A 21199-nucleotide genomic window follows, 5' to 3' on the forward strand; every position below is an offset into this window, starting at 1 on the left:
CGGGCGTCAGCACCCGGCGGCGGTCAGCATCACCAGCAGCGGTACGACGCGGCCGGCCGGAACCTCGTAGCGGCCGCGGCCGGCCGTCTGGAGCCAGCCGGCGGCGGTCAGCTGCCGCAGGTGGTGGTAGATCTGGCCGGTCGTGCCCGTGCCGTCGAGCTCGGTGAGTTCGGCGGCGGTGCAGCGGCCGCCGAGGATCTCGCGCAGCAGCCGCAGCCGCATGGGCTGGCCCAGCGCGGCGAACGACTCGGCGGCGGCCGCCCAGTCGTCGTCCAGCAGGGCGTCGGTGGCCAGGCCGTACTGCCACTCGTAGCGCAGTCCGGCCGGTGTGCGCACGGCGCCGGTGAAGAGCACTCCGCCGTTGTCGGCGCCGAGTTCGGCCCACTGCTCCTTGAGGCCCCGCAGCGCCCACAGCTCCTCGTCCGGATCCCGCTCGGGCGCGGTGACCGGCTGGGCGGCGGACTGTTCCAGCGCGGCCAGCCGGCGTTCCAGGTCGGCCACCCGCTGCTCAAGATCCATGGAGGAAGATTACGTAATTACGTAATCTCTGGCAATGGTTGCCGGTGCGGGAAAACGGCGACGGTCCGTCCCCGTGGCGGGGACGGACCGTCGGACCGTCAAGGGCGCGGCGTCGCGCCCGGGCTCCGGCTCAGGCCAGCAGGCCCGGGATCGTCGCCTCGTGCGCGTCCTTCAGCTCGCTCAGCGGGATGCTGAACTGCCCCTGGACGTCGATCGCGGCGCCGTCGACCACACCGATCCGGGTGGCCGGCAGCCCCCGCGCACCGCACATGTCGGTGAAGCGGAGCTCCTCGCTGCGCGGCACGGCCACGACGGCCCGGCCCGCCGACTCGGAGAAGAGCAGCACGAAGGGGTCGAGCCCGTCGGGAACGACGAGGCGGGCGCCCTTGCCGCCGCGCAGGCAGGACTCCACCACGGCCTGGACCAGACCGCCGTCGGAGAGGTCGTGCGCCGCGTCGATCATGCCGTCGCGGGAGGCGGAGATCAGCACCTCGGCCAGCAGCCGCTCGCGCTCCAGGTCCACCGCCGGCGGCAGACCGCCGAGGTGCTCGTGCACCACCTGCGACCACGCCGAGCCGCCCAGCTCCTCGCGGGTGTCGCCCAGGAGGTAGAGCAGCTGACCCTCCTCCGCGAAGGCGATCGGGGTGCGGCGGTTCACATCGTCGATGACGCCGAGCACCGCGACGACCGGGGTCGGGTGGATCGCCACCTCGCCGGTCTGGTTGTACAGCGACACATTGCCGCCGGTGACGGGCGTACCGAGGGTCTGGCAGGCGTCGGCGAGACCACGGGTGGCCTCGGCGAACTGCCACATCACCGCCGGGTCCTCGGGCGAGCCGAAGTTCAGGCAGTCGGAGACCGCCAGCGGCTTGGCACCGGACGCGGCGACATTGCGGTACGCCTCGGCCAGCGCCAGCTGCGCGCCCGTGTACGGGTCGAGCTTGGCGTAGCGCCCGTTGCCGTCGGTGGCGAGCGCGACGCCGAGGTTGGTGTCCTCGTCGATGCGCACCATGCCGGCGTCCTCCGGCTGCGCGAGGACGGTGTTGCCCTGCACGAACCGGTCGTACTGGTCCGTGATCCACGCCTTGGAGGCCTGGTTGGGCGAGGCCACCAGCTTCAGGACCTGCGCCCGCAGCTCGTCCGCGTTCGCCGGGCGGGCCAGCCCGGCCGCGTCGTCGGCCTGGAGGGCGTCCTGCCAGTCGGGGCGGGCGTACGGGCGCTCGTAGACCGGGCCCTCGTGGGCGACGGTGCGCGGCGGTACGTCCACGATCTGCTCGCCGTGCCAGAAGATCTCCAGCTGCGAGCCGTCCGTCACCTCACCGATGACGGTCGCGATGACGTCCCACTTCTCGCAGATCTCCAGGAAGCGGTCGACCTTGCCGGGCTCGACGATCGCACACATCCGCTCCTGCGACTCGCTCATGAGGATCTCCTCGGGCGAGAGGGAGGAGTCGCGCAGCGGCACGGTGTCCAGCTCGACGCGCATCCCGCCGGAGCCGGCCGAGGCCAGCTCGCTGGTGGCGCAGGACAGCCCGGCGCCGCCGAGGTCCTGGATGCCGGCGACCAGGTCCTCCTTGAAGATCTCCAGGGTGCACTCGATGAGCAGCTTCTCCTGGAAGGGGTCGCCGACCTGGACGGCGGGGCGCTTGGCGGGCTTGGTGTCGTCGAAGGTCTCGGACGCCAGGACCGAGACGCCGCCGATGCCGTCGCCGCCGGTGCGGGCGCCGTAGAGGATGACCTTGTTGCCCGTGCCGGACGCCTTGGCCAGGTGGATGTCCTCGTGCTTCATCACGCCGATGCAGCCGGCGTTGACCAGCGGGTTGCCCTGGTAGCAGGCGTCGAAGACGACCTCGCCGCCGATGTTGGGCAGGCCCAGGCAGTTGCCGTAACCGCCGATCCCGGCCACCACGCCCGGCAGGACGCGCTTGGTGTCGGGGTGGTCGGCGGCACCGAACCGCAGCGGGTCGACGACGGCGACGGGGCGGGCGCCCATGGCGAGGATGTCGCGGACGATGCCGCCGACGCCGGTGGCCGCGCCCTGGTAGGGCTCGATGTACGAGGGGTGGTTGTGGGACTCCACCTTGAACGTGACGGCGTAGCCCTGGCCGACGTCGACGACACCGGCGTTCTCACCGATGCCGACGAGCAGCGCGTCGTTCTCGGGGGCCTTGTCGCCGAACTGCTTCAGGTGGACCTTGCTGCTCTTGTAGGAGCAGTGCTCGGACCACATGACCGAATACATGGCGAGTTCGGCGCCGGTGGGACGGCGGCCGAGAATCTCGCGGATGCGCTGGTACTCGTCCTGCTTCAGGCCGAGCTCGGCCCACGGCTGGTCGGTGTCCGGCGTCTCGGCTGCGTGCTTGACGGTGTCGAGAGTCATGCGTTGACCAGCTTCTTCAGGATCGAGGTGAAGAATCCGAGGCCGTCGGTACGGCCCGTACCGATCAGCGGCTCCACGGCGTGCTCGGGGTGCGGCATGAGGCCGACGACATTGCCCGCCTCATTGGTGATGCCGGCGATGTCGCGGAGCGAGCCGTTGGGGTTGCCGTCCAGGTAGCGGAAGGCGACCCGGCCCTCGGCCTCGAGCATGTCGAGCGTGCGCTCGTCGGCGACGTACCGGCCGTCGATGTTCTTCAGCGGGATGCTGATCTCCTGGCCGGACGCGTAGTCCGACGTCCAGGAGGTCTCCGCGTTCTCCACCCGCAGCTTCTGGTCGCGGCAGATGAAGTGCAGATGGTTGTTGCGCAGCATGGCGCCGGGCAGCAGGTGGGTCTCGGTGAGCACCTGGAAGCCGTTGCAGATGCCGAGGACCGGCATACCGGCCCTGGCCTGCTCGATCACGGTCTCCATCACCGGCGAGAACCGGGAAATGGCCCCGGCCCGCAGATAGTCGCCGTAGGAGAAACCGCCGGGCAGCACCACGGCGTCGACCTGCTTGAGGTCCTTGTCGCGGTGCCACAGCGGCACCGCTTCGGCGCCGGCCACCCGGACCGCGCGCTGCGTGTCGCGGTCGTCGAGCGTGCCGGGGAAGGTGATGACTCCGATGCGCGAGGTCATGAGTCGACCCGCACGGTGAAGTCTTCGATGACGGTGTTGGCGAGGAAGGTCTCGGCCATCTCGTGGATGCGAGCGAGGGCGGCTTCGTCGACCGGACCCTCCACCTCGAGTTCGAAACGCTTGCCCTGACGGACGTCGGCGATCCCCTCGAATCCCAGGCGTGGCAGTGCGCGCTGCACCGCCTGCCCCTGCGGGTCGAGGATCTCCGGCTTGAGCATGACGTCGACTACGACGCGTGCCACTGGCACTCCCGGTGGTGTGGTGCGTAAGGCGGTGTCCTCACAGTACCGTGTTCGAAAATCTACGCGCATAGATATGCGGTGGGCCCGATCACGGTCCGGTATCGGAGGGAGTGCAGCTCAGGAAAAATTCTCGAAAAGATCCGGGGTCCGGATTGCGGGAAGACACGCTGACGAAATTAACTGGGCTTCACAATGCAATGCCCATCGCTGTACAAATGAAAAAGCATTGATCCCAATCAGCCGGATCCGGAGCATCACCCCATGTCAACAAGGGGTCGCTCCCCGAAAGGACCGATATCCGTGGCGCAGCGCGTAGTAGTAACGCTCTCCGATGACATCGACGGAGGAGAAGCCGCAGAGACGGTCGCCTTCGGATTGGACGGGAAGTCGTACGAGATCGACCTCAATCCCGCCAATGCGAAGAAACTGCGCGGCGCCCTCGCCCCGTTCGTCGAGGCCGGCCGCAAGCGGGCCAAGTCCGGCAAGGCCTACCACCGGACCGCGGTGAACCCCGACCCCGCGGCCGTCCGCGCCTGGGCCCGCTCCCACCAGATGGACGTTCCCCCGCGCGGCCGGATCCCCAAGAAGGTCTACGAGGCCTTCAACGCCGCCAACCACTAACCGACTTCAGCGCGTTCCCCGGCCCGGGCGCAGCCGACTTGCACAGCACCCCTACTGATCAGCTAGAGTCTGGAGCACGCCGAGGGGCGAGGCCGAAAGGCCGGACCTCACGGAGTCACGCGGGTGTAGCTCAGTAGTAGAGCGCCCTCTTTCCAAGAGGGAGGCGCAGTGTGCAATCCCTGTCACCCGCTCTGACAGCTCGACCGGTCAAACGATCAGGTACAGTAGCTGTCGCGCCGCTCGGTGAAAGCCGAGTGGATGCCTGCGGACGTAGCTCAGTTGGTAGAGCGCAACCTTGCCAAGGTTGAGGTCGCGAGTTCGAGCCTCGTCGTCCGCTCAGAATGAGAAGGCCCCGGTCATTGCGACCGGGGCCTTCTTCATTTGCCCGCGATCAGGTAGCACCCTGCTCCCTTCCTTCTCTCCGTCCTCTCCGTTCCCTTTGCCCTCTCCCCTCTCTCGCTTGCCTCTCTCGCTCGCCTCTCTCGCTTGCCTCTCTTGCCGGGCTTCCGGCGGGGGCAACTGACATTTGTCATCGGCTGCGATGACAGCTCGCACTGCCCGGAAGCTTGATCCGGCGAAACGCTGGACTCATGAACATCGGGGAGAAAACCATCGCGGAGGCCGGCCGCGGCGGCGCCGGCGGCGCCGATTCCGGCGGCGGTGTGATCGAAGTCACCGGACTTCGCAGGCGCTACGGCCCGGCCGGGCGGCGTGCGAAGGGGGAGCAGAAACAGGGAGCGCGGAGCCGGGCCGGCGTTCGGAAGAGTTATGAGGCCGTGAGCGGTATCGACTTCAGCGTCGACCGGGGCGAGCTGTTCGCGCTGCTGGGCACCAATGGGGCGGGCAAGACCTCCACCCTCGAACTGCTGGAGGGCCTGGCCGCGCCCACCGCCGGGCGGGTCCGGGTCCTCGGCCATGATCCGTTCCGTGAGCGCGGCAAGGTGCGGCCGCATATCGGCGTGATGCTGCAGGAGGGCGGCTTCCCCGCCGAGCTGACGCCCGAGGAAACGCTGCGGATGTGGGCGGGGTGCACCACCGGGGCGCGTCCGGTCGAGGAGGCCCTCGGGTCCGTGGGGCTGGACCGGCGTCGGGATGTGCGGGTCAAGCAGCTGTCCGGGGGTGAGCGCCGGCGGCTGGATCTCGCGCTGGCGCTGCTGGGGCGGCCCGAGGTGCTGTTCCTCGACGAGCCGACGACGGGGCTGGACACCGAAGCGCGTCATGTCACCTGGGAATTGATCCGCGAGCTGCGGGACGCCGGGACCACGATCGTGCTGACCACGCACTATCTCGAAGAAGCCGAGGAGCTGGCGGACCGGCTGGCGATTTTGCACGAGGGGCGGATAGCCACCGCGGGACATGTCGCGGACGTGGTCGCCGCGCATCCCTCGCATCTCTCCTTCGAGCTGCCCGAAGGATTCCCTCTCGGCGACCTCCCGCCGCTGGCCGAACTCGGCGTCATCTCCCACGAGACGACCGGGCGCACGGTCCGGCTGCGGACGGACGAGCTGCAGCGCGCCGCGACCGGAGTGCTGCTCTGGGCGCAGGACAAGGGGATAACGCTGCGCGGGCTGGATGTCAGATCCGCGTCCCTGGAAGAGGCATTTCTGCACATCGCAAAGGGGCTGGAGAACGCATGAGTGCTTGTACGAGTCAGGTGGTCGGCTATGAGGCGGCGGAAAATCCCGCGGAAACCCGTTCCACGGGCCGTCTACTCTCCCTGGCACGGGCCGAGTTGACGCTTCTCGGCCGCAACAAGTCCGCGCTGTACACCTCGCTCTTCCTCCCGATCGCCATGGCGTTCGCCATCAAACAGGCGGTCGGTTCGATGAACCTCGCCGGCACGGGGCTGTCGGTCGGCACGGTGATGTTGCCCGGCACCCTCGGCTGCGTTCTGGTCTTTGCCGTCTACTCCAACGTCACCGGTGCCTATGTCGCCCGGCGCGAGGAGCTGGTGCTCAAGCGCCTGCGCACCGGAGAACTGCGGGATCAGGAAATACTGGCCGGCACCGCGCTGCCTTCGGTGCTGATAGGGCTGGCGCAGTGCGCGCTCCTCGCCGTCCTCGGCAGTGTGGCGCTGGACACCGACCTGCCCACCGCGCCGCACCTCCTGATCGCCGGGGTGCTGCTGGGCATGGTCACGGTCGTCGGGCTGGCGGCGGCGACCTCGGCCTTCGCGAGGTCGAGCGAGGCCGCTCAGCTCACCGTGCTGCCCTTCATGCTGCTGTCGATGGCCGGCTCCGGGGTGATGGCCCCCTTGGACCTCTTTCCGGAGAAGATCGCCACGGTCCTCGGGTTCCTGCCGCTGTCCCCGGCGATGGAGCTGATACGGGAGGGCTGGACCGGCGGCGGGGACGTCAAGGAGACGCTGGGGCAGCTGATCACCGGCTTGGCCTGGGCCGGGCTCGCGCTGTTTGCTGTGCAGCGGTGGTTCCGGTGGGAGCCGCGGCGCTGACGACGCAGGAGATCGGACAACGGGGGCGGGCAGCACATGATCGGGCGGCTACGGGCGATGTGGCGACGGCGGAGCCAAGTGGGGATGGTCGAGGCGTACTTCCGCTGGACTCTGTACGCCATACCCTGGCTTCCCGTGTTCGGCGGGGTGCTGCCCGTGATGGGCACCACCGGCAGCCGTCCGGCACCGGTCGCCCTGGCCCTCGTCGCCGGCGGGCTGAACGTGGTGCACGGGGTGCTGGCCGTTCCGTTGCTGAACCGGTCGTTGAACCGCTATCTGAAGCTGGGGGCGACACCGCGCGGCCTGCTGCTCGCCTCGGGTGTGCTGACGCTCGCGTCCGAGATCGCGTTGCTCGCGCTGATCGCGGTCCAGGGCCTCGGCCACGGCGAGCACGTGGCCACGGTGCTCATCGCGATCGGCGCCAGCCTCACCACCTACTTCATGGCGCTGTGCCTGGTGATGTCCAAGCGAAGGTTCCTGGCGGGGATGGCCGCCGCCACGGCGGGGATGATCCTGCTGTTCGGGCTGTTCACGGGCTCCTGGCTGGGGTCGGTGGCGATGGCGTGTCTGCTGCTCTTCGCCGGCGTGTGGAGCTTCGTGATAGCGCGGCCCACGGGCTGGCTGCTCGGTGTGGTCCGGAAGCTGGATGCGGCGCGCAGCACGGAGGCACGGCTCGCGGTCGCCGAGGAACGGCTGCGGTTCGGCCGGGACCTGCACGACGTCATGGGCCGGAATCTGGCGGTGATCGCCCTGAAGAGCGAGCTGGCGGTCCAGCTGGCCCGGCGGGAACGGCCGGAGGCCGTGGAGCAGATGGTGGAGGTGCAGCGGATCGCCCAGGAGTCCCAGCGGGAAGTGCGGGAGGTGGTGCGCGGTTACCGGAAGGCCGATCTGCAGGCGGAGTTGGCCGGGGCCCGCTCCATCCTCCGGGCGGCCGGGGTGGACTGCCGTATCGACGGCGAGGACGAGACGCAGCTGCCGCCGGAGGTGGAGTCGGCGCTCGGCTGGGTCGTACGGGAGGGCACCACCAACATCCTGCGGCACGCCGCCGAGGTGCGGCACTGTGCGCTGCGGACCCTGATCGATCCGCACCGCTCGGTCCTCGTGATGACCATGGAGAACGACGGTGTCACCCCTCAGCCGGCCACCGCCATCACCGGCTCGCTGCCCGGCAGCGGCCTCAAGGGGCTGCGGGAGCGGCTGCACCCCTTGGGCGGCACCCTGACGTCGGGCCCGGTGCTGCAGAGCTCCTACCGTCTGACGGTCGAACTTCCGCTGGGGCGGGGACCGGATGGCGCGGGTACGTCCTCGGGGCGGGGACGTCCGGCGGACGGGGGCGCGTCGTGGGCAGGGCGCCTGGTGGACGGGGAGGCCCCGGGGGCGGGGGGCCTGGTCAATGCGGAGGCGCCATGGGTGAGAGGTGGGGTGGCGGGTGAGTGACGGGGTGCGTCGCGAGGTGATCCGGGTGTTGCTCGCGGATGACGAGCATCTGATCCGGGGAGCGCTGGCGGCGCTGTTGTCGCTGGAGAACGATCTGCGGGTGGTGGCCGAGGCGGCGTCGGGGCCCGAGGCGCGGGCGATGGCCCGGGCGCACGGGCCGGATGTGGCGGTGCTGGATCTGCAGATGCCGGGGGCGGACGGTGTGGCGGTGGCCACATCCTTGCGGGCCGAGGTGCCGGGGTGCCGGTCCATGATCGTGACGAGTCATGGGCGGCCGGGGCATCTGAAGCGGGCGTTGGAAGCCGGGGTGCGGGGGTTCGTGCCGAAGACGGTGTCGGCGCAGCGGCTGGCGGAGATCATACGCACGGTCCATGCCGGAAACCGTTATGTGGACCCGGAGTTGGCGGCGGACGCGATCAGCGCCGGGGAGTCGCCGTTGTCGGTCCGGGAGGCGGAGGTGCTGGAGTGCGCCGAGGACGGGGCGCCGGTCGCGGAGATCGCGGAGCGGGCGTCGCTGTCGCCGGGGACGGTGCGGAACTACCTCTCCTCGGCGACCGCGAAGCTGGGCGCCGAGAACCGTCACGCCGCGGCGCGTCTCGCCCGCGAGCGAGGTTGGCTATAGTGGTGCCCGCACCGCGCGGCGGCGACTGGTTCCAGGAGCCTTGCACGGAGCATGCGGACGTAGCTCAGTTGGTAGAGCGCAACCTTGCCAAGGTTGAGGTCGCGAGTTCGAGCCTCGTCGTCCGCTCAGAAGGAGAAGGCCCCGGCCGGCAGTGATGTCGGACGGGGCCTTTTCGTGCGTCTGCGGGTCCGATTGCTGTCCGTGCGGGTCGTGTCCGGGCGCGGCCTGCCCGTACCCGTGGGGGCCTTCCGTACCCGTGGGGGCTTGCCATACCCGGGCCCGGCAACTCGCGCCCCGGCCCGGCAACTCGCGTCCCCGCCCGACACCTGGCGCCGCGGCCCGACACCTGGCGCCGCGGCCCGGCACCTGGCGCCGCGGTTTCAGTACCTGGCCGGCACCCCGCTCCTCACGGTCCCGGCCCGGGTCCGCACCCGGGCCGGGGGCGGGGTCATGACCAGCTGAGGCCCGTGAGGCGCTCGTAGGCCTCGACGTACTTGGCGCGGGTGCTCTCGACGATCTCGTGCGGGAGGGCGGGCGGCGGCAGGGTGCCCGTGCGGTCCCAGGCCGCGGCCGGGGAGGTCAGCCAGTCGCGGACGAACTGCTTGTCGAAGGACGGCTGGGCGCGGCCCGGCTCCCACAGGTCGGCGGGCCAGAAGCGCGAGGAGTCGGGCGTCAGGACCTCGTCGGCCAGGGTCAGCTGCTCACCGTCGAAGCCGAACTCGAACTTGGTGTCCGCCAGGATGACGCCGCGCTCGCGGGCGATGTCGCGGGCCCGGCTGTAGACGGCGAGGGTCGTCTGCCGCAGCTGGGCGGCCACCTCGGCGCCGATCTGGTGGACGACCTCCTCGTAGGAGACGTTCTCGTCGTGGTCACCGACGGCGGCCTTGGTGGCCGGGGTGAAGATCGGCGCGGGGAGCTCGGAGCCGTCGACGAGGTTCTCGGGGAGGGCGAGTCCGCAGACGGTGCGGGTCTGCCGGTATTCGGCGAGGCCGGAGCCGGTGAGGTAGCCGCGGGCCACGCACTCGACGGGGACCATCCGCAGCGACTTGCAGACCAGGGTGCGGCCCGCCCAGTCGGCGGGGGCGCCGTCCGGGACGTCGGTGGAGAGGACGTGGTGGGGCGCCAGGTCGGCGAGCTGCTCGAACCACCACAGGGACAGCTGGGTGAGGATGCGGCCCTTTTCGGGGATCTCGGTGGGCAGCACCCAGTCGTAGACGGAGGTGCGGTCGCTGGCGACCATGATCAGGTCGCCGGCGGCGTTCTGGTAGAGGTCGCGCACCTTGCCGGTGTGAAGGTGGGTGAGCCCGGGAACCTCCACCGGCTCAGGCTTTTCTACAAAACCGGGCACGCTTCCTCCGCGTAGGTTGATCCAGGAGTCGTACCGATTCTCCCCTACGCGGGCCGGTGCTGACGGACGGGGGCCGGATACGCGGGCGGGGGCGGGCGCCAGGCCGTAGGGCGGGGCGCTCCGGCGGGCGATCGACGCACGGGAAGCAGCGGCCGGGAACGCCACCGCGAGCGGCCCCGTGGCCGGGGCGAACGGGCCGCTGAGCGGCGTGATCGCGTGCGGGGGCTCGGGTGCGGAAGTCCGGGTGGCGCAGAGCCCGGAAAGCAGGCGGTGAGGCGGGCCGGCCGGTCCGGGGGCTCGCGGGCGATGCCCCCGGTAGGTGCCGTACGCCACCTACCGGAGCCGTCCGGCACCGAGTACGGCGGCGAGCGGGGGCGGCATGGGCCGGCAGCCGACCCCAGCGAGCGGAGTGGCATCAGGCCGGATGGAGTGGCATCAGGCCGGATGCGGTCGCCGGCCGGGACGAGGAGCAGGCCGAGGACGACGACGGCGGGTCCGGCCACCGCGGCTTATGGCGGTGCCGGGCGGTCTGGCGATATCGGGCCGCGTGGCGAAGCCAGGCCGCATGACGGCGCCGGGCCGCGTGGCGAAGCCAGGCCGCATGACGGCGCCGGGCCGCGTGGCGAAGCCGGGTGGCGAGAGTCGGTCGGGCGGGCGGACCTTCCGGGCGCCGGCGGTCGCGGCGGCAGGGGGACGGGTGCACCGGCCACGGGGCTTGGACTGGCCGCCGACCCGGGACGGAAGAGGATCACGTCGGCACGGGAGTGGAGGCCCGCCGGCACCCCGTGGCGGACGACAGCGAGCACGCCCACGGGCAGGCGGTGGGATCAGTCGCGTTTGCAGATGCGGTCGAGGAGGTTGGCGGTGGCGCGTTGGATGCGTTCGTCGACGTGGCCGGGGCGGTCCAGGGCGGGGGACCAGGCGAAGGTGCCGGAGGCGAAGACCCAGGCGCCGCTGGGGGCGCGGTAGAGGGAGGTCTCCTGATGGCGGCGAGTGCCTTCGCTGTCGTGGTACGGGGAGTGGGCGAGGAGGGTGCGGCTGGTGTGTTCGGGGAGGCTGGTGCGCGGGAAGTAGCGGTCGGCCTCGCCGGCGACCAGGCCGGGGAGCTCGTCGCCCTCATGGGCGCCGGTGGCGTCCCACAGCCAGTGCTCGCCGTTGCGGACGACCAAGGGGGCCGGTTCGGGGACCCGGCCGGCGTACTGGATGCCCATCAGCCGCTGTTCGGGTTCGCCCAACTCCCGCCAGAGTGCGGGGCGTCCGGGGCCCTGGCGCTTGCGGCAGTGGAGCAGGGCCTCCGGGCCCGAGGGCGACGGGGAGAGTTCGACCTGCCAGTACATGGTGTTGGCGGAGAGGAAGACGAGGGAGGTGCCGGTGTCGCGGGCCCGCTCGACCGTGCGGCGCATGGGCACCGACCAGTACTCGTCGTGGCCGGGGAAGACCAGGCCGCGGTAGCGGGACGGGTCGACGCGGCCGGCGTGCAGATCGCGGGCGTCGGCGTAGGCGAGGTCGTAGCCGTAGCGCTCGGCCCAGCGGATGAAGTCGTAGGCGTGGCCGACGTGGAGGGGCAGTCCGGCGCCGGCGTAGGGGCGGTCGAAGGAGACGGTGGTGGCGGCGTCGCCTTCGCCGAGCAGCGCGCCCTCCTCGTCCCACGCGTGGTAGAGGCTGGCGCCGGTCCGGCCGTCCTCGGGGTAGAGGTTGTAGGCCTGCCAGGTGATGTCGGGCAGCAGCAGGAGGAGGTCGGCGGGCTGGTTGTCGCGGACCGTGAAGGGGATGTGGGAGCGGTAGCGGCCGTCGGCCGTGGTGAGCACCGCGACATAGGCGCCGAGCTGCCAGAACGTGGGGACCTGGAGGCGCCAGGAGAGCCACCAGTGGTGGCAGGAGGCCGTGCGGTCGGCCGTCAGCGGGGGCGGCTGGACGATGCCGGCCAGGCGGGGACTGTTGGTGATCTTGGAGGCGCCGGCGCCCGCGTAGTGGCCGATGCGGTAGATGTCGATGTTGAACGGCTGGGGCGGGTCCACCGAGACGCGGAAGTCGATGGCCTCGCCGGGGGCCACCGCGCCGGGTCCGGCGAAGCCCTTGATCTGGCGGTGGACATCGTCGGCGGTGCGCGGGCCGTTGTGCTTGCTGGGGGCGGGCACGGCCAGGTCGCCCTGGGCGACGGCGGGGTCGACGTACCAGGGGATGATGCGGCCGGAGTCGAAGTAGTTCTCGCTGCCGCGCAGCCAGGGCAGCGGGCCCTGGCCGAACGGATCCGTGACCGCGTGGGCGAGCGCGCCCGACTCCCAGCGCCTGATCTGATCCGTCGCCACCTTCCACTCCCCTCCCGCGTCCCCCATCGGTCTCGGCCGATCGGGCCGGTGCTGCGTCCGGTCGGGCTAACCCGGCCGGCCATCCCCCAGCACATCACATTACGCACTCACTTCGTCACCCTTCGTCGTGAATTTAGAGGGCACCGCCCCCGAAATGCGAACTGGAAGGGAACATTCAGCCGGTGGTGCGGGAGGTCCGGGGCTGGACGCCCGGCCCCCGCTCGGCGAATAAATGCGGCTTTCCGGTCATACCAACCTGACCGGTTTCTCGGGGCGCACCCCGACCGTCGTCAGCCAGCCGCGGAGCGGCTCGGCATCGCCGTCGTCGACCAGGCTGAGCACCGGGCGGCCGAGGTCGGCGCGGCGGGCGCCGTCGACCAGCAGCGCCGGGCCGTCGAGCCAGTCCAGGCCGGGGGCGGCACCGGCGGTGTCGACGGCGGCGCAGCAGACCATGGCGGTGACGTGGTCGGCGAGGAGTTCGCGGCCGGTACGGGGCGGCTGCAGCGGGAACAGCGGCAGGCCGCCCTCGGACACCAAGCCGTCGCCCCAGGCCACCCCGATACCGGCGTCCTGCGCCGCGCCGCCGCGGGCGGCCTGGCGGGCCGCCTCCTCGCGTTCCTCGCGCTCGACCTCCGCGCCCAGCCCGGCGGCGACCAGATCGCCCGCCCGCTCGTCCTGCGCGAGCCGGTCGATCACCCGGGCCAGCGTCGGGCCCGGGGCCGGTGCGGCCGGCGGATCGTCGTGGCGGCCGGCGGACGGCGGGCCGCCGGCCGGGCGGTCCGGAGGGTGGCCGGGGGCGGAGCGGGCGTACGAGAGGTGCGGGGCGCAGGCGTCCGTGGGGGCAGGCGCGGGCGGGGACGCCGGGAGCGCGGTCGCCGGGAGGTTGTCCAGAACGCGGTGGAGGCGGGCGGCCTCCAGGCGCCATTTCCGGTCCACGACCTCTTCCGGGTACTGGCTCCAGCCGACCGGCGACCAGTCGGGTCCGGGCTCGGCCGGGCCGCCGTGGAAGAGGCGGGCGGCCAGCAGGGAGGCGGCGCGGTCGATGGTGCCCGGCTCCTCCAGGAGGTCGCAGGCGGGGCGCTCGCCCAGGCGGGAGGCGAAGCCGTTGGCGAGGCGGTCGCGGCGGGAGAGCTCGGTGAGCGCGGAGACCACCCCGGCGTCCAGCCGGGACGGCCAGCGGCCCATCCGCCAGGCGGGCAGCGCGACCCGGGTCAGCAGCCGGTCCCAGCCCGCGTAGGCGAGGCCGACCTGCTCCTGGGCGACGATCCGCAGGCCGTAGTCGACGCTCTGGGCGCGCTCGGACGCGGCGGCCGCGACGGCACGTTCCATGATCGTGGCGTGTTCGCGGCCGGCGCGCAGCAGCAGCCGTGCCACCCGGCCGACGAAGCGCAGCGGGAGCGCGCGCAACGGGCCGCGGGCGCGGGCCGAGACGGCGACGGCGGCGTCCAGGCCGCGGATGAAGCGGCGGGCGGCGGCTATGTCGGGGTGGGCGGAGGGGCCGGTGCCGGCGACGACGGGGGCGAGCAGGGCGCGCAGCTCGGCGACCCGCATCCACCACAGGAACGGTGAGCCGATGACCAGGACGGGGGCCTCGGACGTGCGGCGCCCTTCACCGGCTGCCGCTCCCCCGCGGCGCGGCGGGCCGTGGGCGCGGTGGGTGCGGTCCTCCAGCCAGCTGTCGCAGTCCGGGGTGAGCGCTATGGCCGAGGGCGCGGGGACATCGAGGCGGTCGGCGAGGTCGCGGACGAGGCGGTAGAGATCGGGGGCCGACTCCTCGGCGATCGGCACGGACGGGCTGAGCGCGGGTCTGGCGCGCGCGACGACGAGGGAGACCAGCGTGGCCAGGAGCAGGCTGAGCACCGCGAGGCCGCCGGCGATCCAGCCGGCGAGCTCCCAACCGGGACCCGTGCCGAGGCGGCCGGTGGCCCGGCCGGCGAACAGCACCACGGCCACGGCCGCCGGCAGCAGCGCGACGGCCAGCGCCGTGCTGCGGATCCGCAGCACGGCAAGGGCGCGGGCACGCGCCGCCAGGACGCCTGTTTCCGGACTTGCCACGAGCCTGTACACCCCCTGCTGTCCTGCTGGAGCCGGACGGAGAGAACACGGGACGGACGTACGAGAAATTGCGCGGTGGGTGGAGCATGGGGCACTCCACCACCACTGTGGCACCGGCCACTGACATCGCAATGCCGGTGAGCCACTTGCCGGACGCCGCCGCGGCAACCGCGCCGGAATCCGGCCCGGCGACCACAGGACGCTTGCGCGGCACCCTAGTTGGGGCTGCGGGCCCCGTCAGCCGTATACCTGGTGCGGTCACTCGATGGAATGGCTTTGGGGAAAGCCGGGAACCGGTGCCGGGCAGGTGTGGGCGATGGACACGTCGGCCCGGTCGGCACTCGCAGGACTGGGGCATATGTCACCGTATGTGGCATATGCCCCAGCAGAGATGTCACCGACCGCAGCGACCGCGCCGAGCGCTGAGTGAATGCCGAGCGCAGGGTGAACGCCGAGCGCAGGATGCGCGCCGACGGCGTCCGCGCGCACTGCGCGGGCCGCGCCCCGTGTGGCGGGGCACGGCCCGGGAGGTCGTACGGACGGTGAAGGTCCTACCGGCCGCGAAGGCCGTACGGGTCCTAGGCGCCCGGTGCCCGTGCCGCGTCGGCCGCGACCTTGGCGGCGATGTCCGTGCGGTGCTGGGAGCCGTCCAGGGAGATCCGGCCGACGGCGTCGTAGGCACGCTGCCGGGCGGCGGTGAGGTCGGAGCCGGTGGCCGTGACGGACAGCACCCGGCCGCCCGCGCTGAGCACCGCGCCGGAGTCGTCGCGCTTGGTGCCGGCGTGCAGGACGTACGCCTCGGGGCCGTCCTGCGCCGCGACGTCGGCGAGGCCGTCGATCGGGTCGCCGGTGCGCGGGGTGTCCGGGTAGTTGTGCGAGGCGATGACGACGGTGACCGCCGCGCCGTCGCTCCAGCGCAGCGGCGGGAAGGTGGCGAGGGTGCCGGTGGCCGCGGCGCGCAGCAGGCCGGCGAGCGGGGTCTTGAGGCGGGCGAGGACGACCTGGGTCTCCGGGTCGCCGAAGCGCGCGTTGAACTCGATCACGCGCACCCCGCGGGAGGTGATCGCCAGGCCCGCGTAGAGCAGCCCGGAGAACGGGGTGCCGCGGCGGCGCAGCTCGTCGACGGTGGGCTGCAGGACGGTGGCCAGGACCTCGTCGACCAGCTTGGGGTCGGCCCAGGGCAGCGGGCTGTACGCACCCATGCCGCCCGTGTTGGGGCCCTCGTCGCCGTCGTAGGCGCGCTTGAAGTCCTGGGCGGGCTGCAGCGGGACGACGCTCTCGCCGTCGGTGACCGCGAAGAGGGAGACCTCGGGGCCGTCGAGGAACTCCTCGATGACCACGCGGTCGCAGGCCAGGGCGTGCGCACGGGCCGCCTCGACGTCGTCGGTGACCACGACGCCCTTGCCGGCCGCCAGACCGTCGTCCTTGACGACGTACGGCGCGCCGAAGGCGTCGAGGGCCGCGTCGACCTCGGCGGGCGTGGTGCAGACGTAGCTGCGGGCGGTCGGGACGGCCGCGGCGGCCATCACGTCCTTGGCGAAGGCCTTGGAGCCCTCCAGCTCGGCGGCCCGGGCCGAGGGGCCGAAGACCGGGATGCCGCGGTCGCGCACGGCGTCCGCGACGCCCGCCACCAGCGGGGCCTCGGGGCCGACGACGACCAGGTCGGCCTGCAGGCCGACGGCGAGTTCGGCGACGGCCGCGCCGTCGAGGGCGTTGACCCCGTGCAATTCGGCCACCTCGGCGATGCCGGCGTTGCCGGGAGCGCAGTGCAGCGCGGTGACGTCGGGGTCGAGGGACAGAGAGCGGCACAGGGCGTGTTCGCGGGCGCCGCCGCCGATGACGAGGACCTTCACGGTGGCAGCCTAGACGAGAGTCCCCGCCGCCCCGACGTCGGCCGGGCCGGGGCCGGTGTACCGGCCCGGGGCGGCCGGAAACCGTGCGTCGTCGCGGTGGCAACTCTTTCGGGTGAGGCGGTCGGCCGCCTTATATCCGATCACGCACCACTTCCGGGCGGAAAGAGCGTGATCGTGGGGCCGACGCCAGCCGTTCGGCGGTAGGAAGGGGCGGGGCGCGACGGCCGTCTCGTACGTCACGCGTGCCTCGGATGTACTCGGATGTACTCGGATGTATGCGTCTGCGGCACGTGGGGACCGGGCGAATGCGTCTCGTCCGGGTCCCGCTGTTGTCCCGCGAGCGGCCGCGTGCACGTCGCACAGGCACCGTGCGTGTACGTCACGCGGGGGCACCGTGTGTACGTCACGCGGGCACCGTGCGGGGACGTCGCAGAGCACCGCGGTGCGCGTCACGCACCACACGGTGCCCGTGGATGGCCACGGAGGCCGTAGGAACAGAGAGGGAGTGCACGGGTGAGTCATCCGGAGATGCAGCCCGAGGGGCCCCCTCGGGAGGGCGGCAGCCCCACCCGGGAGAACGGCAGCCGGGGCCGCGCCCGGAGGGATCTTGCGGGGCGGGTCTTCCCGCTCGGCGACTGGGGGGAGCCCGCCGACCGCCTGGACGCGCTCTACCTCTGGTGCGAGGAGGGTGCGCTGCGCAGCGCCGACTGGTACCTGCGGGGCCGGCTGGCCAAACGCCGCGGCGCGCGGGCGCTGCGGCTGGGGGCCGCCGCCGGGGCGACGGCGGGCGGGACGCTCCCGCTGCTGGACCTCGCCGGGTTCTGGGCGGGCGGGGCGCCCTGGGGCGCGCTGTCGCTGCTGCTGGCGGCGGTGTGCGTGGGCTGCGACCGGTACTTCGGGATGACCGCCGGCTGGATGCGGGACCTGGCGACCGCCCAGGCGATCCACCGGCGGCTGGAGGCGCTGCAGTTCGACTGGGCGGTGGAGAGCGTGCGCGAGGTGCTCGGGCCCGCCGAGGGCACCGCGGGCGAGGCGGCGGAGCGGTGTCTGGGCGTGCTGCGGCGGTTCAACGAGGACGTCGGAGAGCTGGTACGGGCCGAGACCGCCGACTGGATGGCGCAGTTCCGGGCCGATGCGCTGCGGTGTGCCGCGGTGCGCGGGGGCGGCTTTGCCGCCGTGGGGGCGCGGCAGGAGGAGCCGGGGGTGTCCGGGCGGTTCGCGATGCCGCAGTTGCCGCGGGCGAACATGCCGCGGCAGCGGCCGCCGGAGGCGCGCTGAGCGGGTGGGGTTCCGCGAGTTCGGGTTTCCCGGCGTGGGGGCTCGCTGCGCCTTGCTTGCGGCCCGCGATTTCGGCATTCCCGCCGTGGTTGGTGCTCGCCGTTGCGCCTGCGGCGGGCCAGGTCCGCTGCGCGGGGCTGTGGGTGCGGTGACGGGCCTCCGGGGCAGGGGTGTGGGACTGCTTCGCTTTACGTCCCACACCCCTGCCCCTCCGGCCCGTCCCCTCCCGTGGGTGGGTGGGATGAGGTGGTGGGTGGGCGCCGTGGGTGGGTGGGAATCAGGTGGTGGGTGGGGGTCAGCTGAAGACGATCATGGAGCCTTGGCTGAGGCTTCGGGTGGCGGCGGCGTGGAGGCCGAGCCAGACGTGGCGTTCGCGGGCGAAGGGGCTGTCGTCCTGGGGGGTCGCGCCGGAGCGCTCCTCCAGGGAGGTGGGGCCGGCCGGGGGTGCGGGGGCGGCGGGGGGATTGGCCGGATCGATACCGAGGGATGGCGCAACCAGTTCGAGGTCGCGGAGCAGGCCGTGCGAGGAGCCCAGCGGGCCGCCGCCCTCCAGGAGTTCGTCGTTGGCGAGCGGGTGCGGGAAGTCGACCGGGACGTAGGCGCCGGCGTGGTCGTAGTGCCACACCAGGTGGGACTGCTGCGCGGTGGCCTCGAACATCTCCAGCAACTGCTCGTAGTCGCCGCCCAGTTCGTCGACCGGAGTCACCTCCAGGCCGCACAGGCGCAGCAGGTAGGCGCGGCGCAGGAAGTGCAGGGCGTCGTAGTCGAAGCCGGCGACCGGGGCGACGTCGCCCGACAGGCCGGGCATGTAGCTGAAGACCGGGACCGGTGGCAGGCCCGCTTCCGTCAGGGCCTCGTCGTAGGCGGCGATCTCTTCGGAGAACGGGTTGTCGGGGCTGTGGCACAGCACATCGACGAGGGGTACCAGCCACAGGTCACATGCCACGAGTGTGGGCTCGCTTCCGGTCGGGGACGGGGACACCGGCGCACGTACAGCTACGGGTACGGCCCATTACGGCCGATGGTCGGGACAGCGTAGTGCTAGCCGCGCGTTCCGACGAGAGCGAGGGAGTGCTCGTTGTACTCGGCGATCAGCCGCTGGGCGGTGGCCAGGTCGTGCTGGAGCAGGGCGTCGGCCAGGGCGCTGTGGTCGTGCCAGAGCAGCCCCCTGAGGTCGGGTTCGCGGCGCAGCAGCGGGACCGCGAACATCCAGGTCTGGACGCGGATCCGGTCGAGGAAGTCGCTGATGTAGGCGTTGTTCACGATGCTGCTCAGTTCGCGCCAGAACCGCAGGTCGTAGCCGATCAGGACGTCCAGGTCGCCGCCCCGCGCGGCCCGTTCGGCCTCGTCGGCGCGGCGCCGGATGGAGATCAGGACCCCGGCGGGGGTCTCCCGCAGCGCCCGGTCGGCGCCGCTGCGGAAGATGCCCTCGATGATCAGGGTGCGGGCCTCGACCATGGCGCGGAAGTCGTCGGCGGTGAAGGCGTGCACCTTGAAGCCGCGGTGCTGTTCGACGTCGAGCAGGCCCTGGGCGCAGAGGTCGAGCAGCGCCTCGCGCACGGGGGTGGCGGAGACGCCGTACTGCTCGGCGATCTCCTTGACGGTGAAGGGGTGGCCGGACGGCAGCCGGCCGGCCAGGACCTCGTCGCGCAGCGCGTCGGCGATCTGCTGGCGCAGGGTGCTGCGTCGTATGACTGAGCTGTCTCCGCCGGCGGCCATCGTGTGCGTCTCCTTCGACGTCCCTGACCGCGCAGGTGGGAGCGGCCCCCGCCCACGATAGGCGAGGGCCGTACTCCGGTGCCGCCCGAGGTTACCGTCGGTCTGCCGAACGGCACGTCCGTGACCTGCGGTTCCGCTCCCCCGGCGGCGTCGTCGGCGGAGGCTCAGACGGTGTGGGCGTCGGCCGCCGCAAGGGCCTCGTCGAGGGCGGCCAGGCCCTCCTTGGCCTCGGCCTCGGTGATGGTGCAGGCCGGGACGACGTGCGTCCGGTTCATGTTCACGAACGGCCACAGACCGCCGCGCTTGCAGGCCGCGGCGAATTCGGCCATCGGGGCGTTGGCGGCGCCCGCGGCGTTGTAGGGGACCAGCGGCTCGCGGGTCTCCTTGTTGCGGACCAGGTCGAGCGCCCAGAAGACGCCCAGGCCGCGGACCTCGCCGACGGACGGGTGGCGCTCGGCGATCTCGCGCAGCGCGGGGCCGATGATTCGCTCGCCGATGTCGGCGGCGTTCTCCACGATCCGCTCCTCGGCCATCGCGTTCATGGTGGCGACGGCGGAGGCGCAGGCCAGCGGGTGGCCGGAGTAGGTCAGCCCGCCCGGGTAGGGGCGCTGGTCGAAGGTCGCGGCGATCTCGGCGCTGATCGCGACGCCGCCCAGCGGGACGTAGCCGGAGTTGACGCCCTTGGCGAAGGTCAGCAGGTCGGGGGTGACGCCGAAGTGGTCGGCGGCGAACCAGTGGCCGGTGCGGCCGAAGCCCGCCATGACCTCGTCGAGGATGAAGACGATGCCGTGGCGGTCGCAGATCTCGCGGACCCCGGCGAGGTAGCCGGCCGGCGGGACCATGATCCCGGCGGTGCCGGGGACGGTCTCCAGGATGATCGCCGCGATCGACTGCGGGCCCTCGAAGGCGATGGTCTGCTCCAGGTGCGCGAGCGCGCGCTCGCACTCCTGCTCCTCCGTCTCGGCGTGGAAGGCCGAGCGGTAGAGGAACGGGCCCCAGAAGTGGATCACGCCCGCCGAGGCGGTGTCGGAGGGCCAGCGGCGGGGGTCACCGGTCAGGTTGATCGCGGTGGCGGTGGCGCCGTGGTACGAGCGGTAGGCGGAGAGCACCTTGGCGCGGCCGGTGTGCAGCCGGGCCATGCGGACCGCGTTCTCCACGGCCTCCGCGCCGCCGTTGGTGAAGAAGATCTTGTCGAGGTCGCCGGGGGTGCGCTCGGCGACCAGCCGGGCGGCCTCGGACCGTACGTCCACGGCGAATCCGGGCGCGATGGTGCACAGCTTCGCGGCCTGCTCCTGGATCGCCGCGACGACCTTGGGGTGCTGGTGGCCGATGTTGGTGTTGACCAGCTGCGAGGAGAAGTCGAGGTAGCGGTTGCCGTCGTAGTCCCAGAAGTACGAGCCCTCGGCGCCGGCGATCGGCAGCGGGTCGATCAGGCCCTGCGCGGACCAGGAGTGGAAGACGTGCGCGCGGTCGGCGGCCTTGACGGCCGCGCCGGCGGCAGGGTCGGCGGCGGAGGCGGAGGGCGTCGTGGTCACGGTCAGTACCTCGGATCGGGTCGCTCGGGTCCGCCGTGGAACGGTCGCGGCGAACGCTCTCAGCGTAGGGATCACGGTCCGCCGGACGGTACCGACACTGTGTGTGACTCCACCCACGACGCGCGGACATTCTGTCCAGAATCGCGGGGCGT

The 21199-nt window shown here is 72.2% G+C and carries 17 protein-coding genes and 3 tRNA genes; 9 read left to right on the forward strand and 11 right to left on the reverse strand.

The features are described 5' to 3' along the window. Positions 1–6 precede the first annotated feature (6 nt). The 4 genes from AB0411_RS07640 to purS form a co-directional block, all read right to left on the reverse strand. Positions 7–519, reverse strand: coding sequence for an ArsR/SmtB family transcription factor (locus tag AB0411_RS07640; protein ID WP_366416357.1), 513 nt, complete (start codon positions 517–519; stop codon positions 7–9). Positions 520–649: 130 nt separating this feature from the next. After that, positions 650–2899: a phosphoribosylformylglycinamidine synthase subunit PurL gene (purL, locus tag AB0411_RS07645; RefSeq protein ID WP_366416358.1), complete on the reverse strand. Its 2250-nt coding sequence runs from the start codon at positions 2897–2899 to the stop codon at positions 650–652. Further along, a complete protein-coding gene (gene purQ, locus AB0411_RS07650; RefSeq protein ID WP_088798563.1) occupies positions 2896–3576 on the reverse strand; it encodes a phosphoribosylformylglycinamidine synthase subunit PurQ in 681 nt (226 codons plus the stop codon). Before purQ ends, purL begins: the two co-directional genes overlap by 4 nt. Further along, complete coding sequence (purS, locus tag AB0411_RS07655; RefSeq protein ID WP_042151546.1) at positions 3573–3818, reverse strand: phosphoribosylformylglycinamidine synthase subunit PurS; 246 nt, start codon at positions 3816–3818, stop codon at positions 3573–3575. Before purS ends, purQ begins: the two co-directional genes overlap by 4 nt. A gap of 300 nt (positions 3819–4118) precedes the next feature. Between purS and AB0411_RS07660 the strand changes: the two genes are divergently transcribed. From AB0411_RS07660 to AB0411_RS07695, 8 genes are all read left to right on the forward strand, one after another. Next, positions 4119–4439, forward strand: coding sequence for a histone-like nucleoid-structuring protein Lsr2 (locus AB0411_RS07660; RefSeq protein WP_086720559.1), 321 nt, complete (start codon positions 4119–4121; stop codon positions 4437–4439). A 119-nt stretch (positions 4440–4558) separates the two neighbouring features. Next, a tRNA-Gly gene (locus tag AB0411_RS07665) sits at positions 4559–4630 on the forward strand. 73 nt (positions 4631–4703) lie between these two features. Next, positions 4704–4776, forward strand: a tRNA-Gly gene (locus AB0411_RS07670). Positions 4777–5029: 253 nt separating this feature from the next. Further along, complete coding sequence (locus AB0411_RS07675; protein WP_366416359.1) at positions 5030–6076, forward strand: ABC transporter ATP-binding protein; 1047 nt, start codon at positions 5030–5032, stop codon at positions 6074–6076. Continuing rightward, a complete protein-coding gene (locus AB0411_RS07680; protein ID WP_366416360.1) occupies positions 6073–6891 on the forward strand; it encodes an ABC transporter permease in 819 nt (272 codons plus the stop codon). Before AB0411_RS07675 ends, AB0411_RS07680 begins: the two co-directional genes overlap by 4 nt. 84 nt (positions 6892–6975) lie before the next feature. Next, on the forward strand, positions 6976–8328 hold the full coding sequence (locus tag AB0411_RS07685) for a sensor histidine kinase (RefSeq protein ID WP_366416914.1): 1353 nt from the start codon (positions 6976–6978) through the stop codon (positions 8326–8328). A 19-nt stretch (positions 8329–8347) separates the two neighbouring features. Further along, positions 8348–8950, forward strand: a complete 603-nt coding sequence (locus AB0411_RS07690; RefSeq protein ID WP_366416915.1) for a response regulator transcription factor — start codon at positions 8348–8350, stop codon at positions 8948–8950. 53 nt (positions 8951–9003) lie between these two features. Then, positions 9004–9076, forward strand: a tRNA-Gly gene (locus tag AB0411_RS07695). A gap of 322 nt (positions 9077–9398) precedes the next feature. Here the strand turns inward: AB0411_RS07695 and AB0411_RS07700 are convergent. The 4 genes from AB0411_RS07700 to purD all read right to left on the reverse strand — a co-directional run bounded on the left by AB0411_RS07700 (position 9399) and on the right by purD (position 16515). Beyond that, positions 9399–10298 carry a phosphoribosylaminoimidazolesuccinocarboxamide synthase gene (locus AB0411_RS07700; protein WP_366416361.1) on the reverse strand — a complete coding sequence of 300 codons (900 nt, stop codon included), beginning with the start codon at positions 10296–10298 and terminating at the stop codon, positions 9399–9401. A gap of 827 nt (positions 10299–11125) precedes the next feature. Then, a complete protein-coding gene (locus AB0411_RS07705) occupies positions 11126–12607 on the reverse strand; it encodes a N,N-dimethylformamidase beta subunit family domain-containing protein (RefSeq protein ID WP_366416362.1) in 1482 nt (493 codons plus the stop codon). A gap of 246 nt (positions 12608–12853) precedes the next feature. Continuing rightward, positions 12854–14662, reverse strand: a complete 1809-nt coding sequence (locus AB0411_RS07710; RefSeq protein WP_366416363.1) for a hypothetical protein — start codon at positions 14660–14662, stop codon at positions 12854–12856. Between the two features lie 578 nt (positions 14663–15240). Next, a complete protein-coding gene (purD, locus tag AB0411_RS07715; protein WP_366416364.1) occupies positions 15241–16515 on the reverse strand; it encodes a phosphoribosylamine--glycine ligase in 1275 nt (424 codons plus the stop codon). A 513-nt stretch (positions 16516–17028) separates the two neighbouring features. On the opposite strand from purD, the gene AB0411_RS07720 reads away from it, so the two are divergent. Continuing rightward, positions 17029–17793 (forward strand): SLATT domain-containing protein, encoded by a 765-nt coding sequence (locus AB0411_RS07720; RefSeq protein WP_366416365.1) that lies wholly within the window; start codon positions 17029–17031, stop codon positions 17791–17793. Positions 17794–18088: 295 nt separating this feature from the next. On the opposite strand, the gene AB0411_RS07725 is transcribed toward AB0411_RS07720, so the two are convergent. The 3 genes from AB0411_RS07725 to AB0411_RS07735 all read right to left on the reverse strand — a co-directional run bounded on the left by AB0411_RS07725 (position 18089) and on the right by AB0411_RS07735 (position 21047). Then, positions 18089–18739, reverse strand: a complete 651-nt coding sequence (locus AB0411_RS07725; RefSeq protein ID WP_366416367.1) for a hypothetical protein — start codon at positions 18737–18739, stop codon at positions 18089–18091. Positions 18740–18834: 95 nt separating this feature from the next. Further along, positions 18835–19512 carry a GntR family transcriptional regulator gene (locus AB0411_RS07730; RefSeq protein ID WP_366416368.1) on the reverse strand — a complete coding sequence of 226 codons (678 nt, stop codon included), beginning with the start codon at positions 19510–19512 and terminating at the stop codon, positions 18835–18837. Between the two features lie 164 nt (positions 19513–19676). After that, the gene (locus tag AB0411_RS07735) at positions 19677–21047 is read right to left on the reverse strand and encodes an aspartate aminotransferase family protein (RefSeq protein ID WP_366416369.1); all 1371 of its coding nucleotides are present in this window, start codon (positions 21045–21047) and stop codon (positions 19677–19679) included. Positions 21048–21199 lie beyond the last annotated feature (152 nt).

Source organism: Streptomyces angustmyceticus (assembly GCF_040701845.1).
Lineage (GTDB): Bacteria > Actinomycetota > Actinomycetes > Streptomycetales > Streptomycetaceae > Streptomyces > Streptomyces angustmyceticus_A.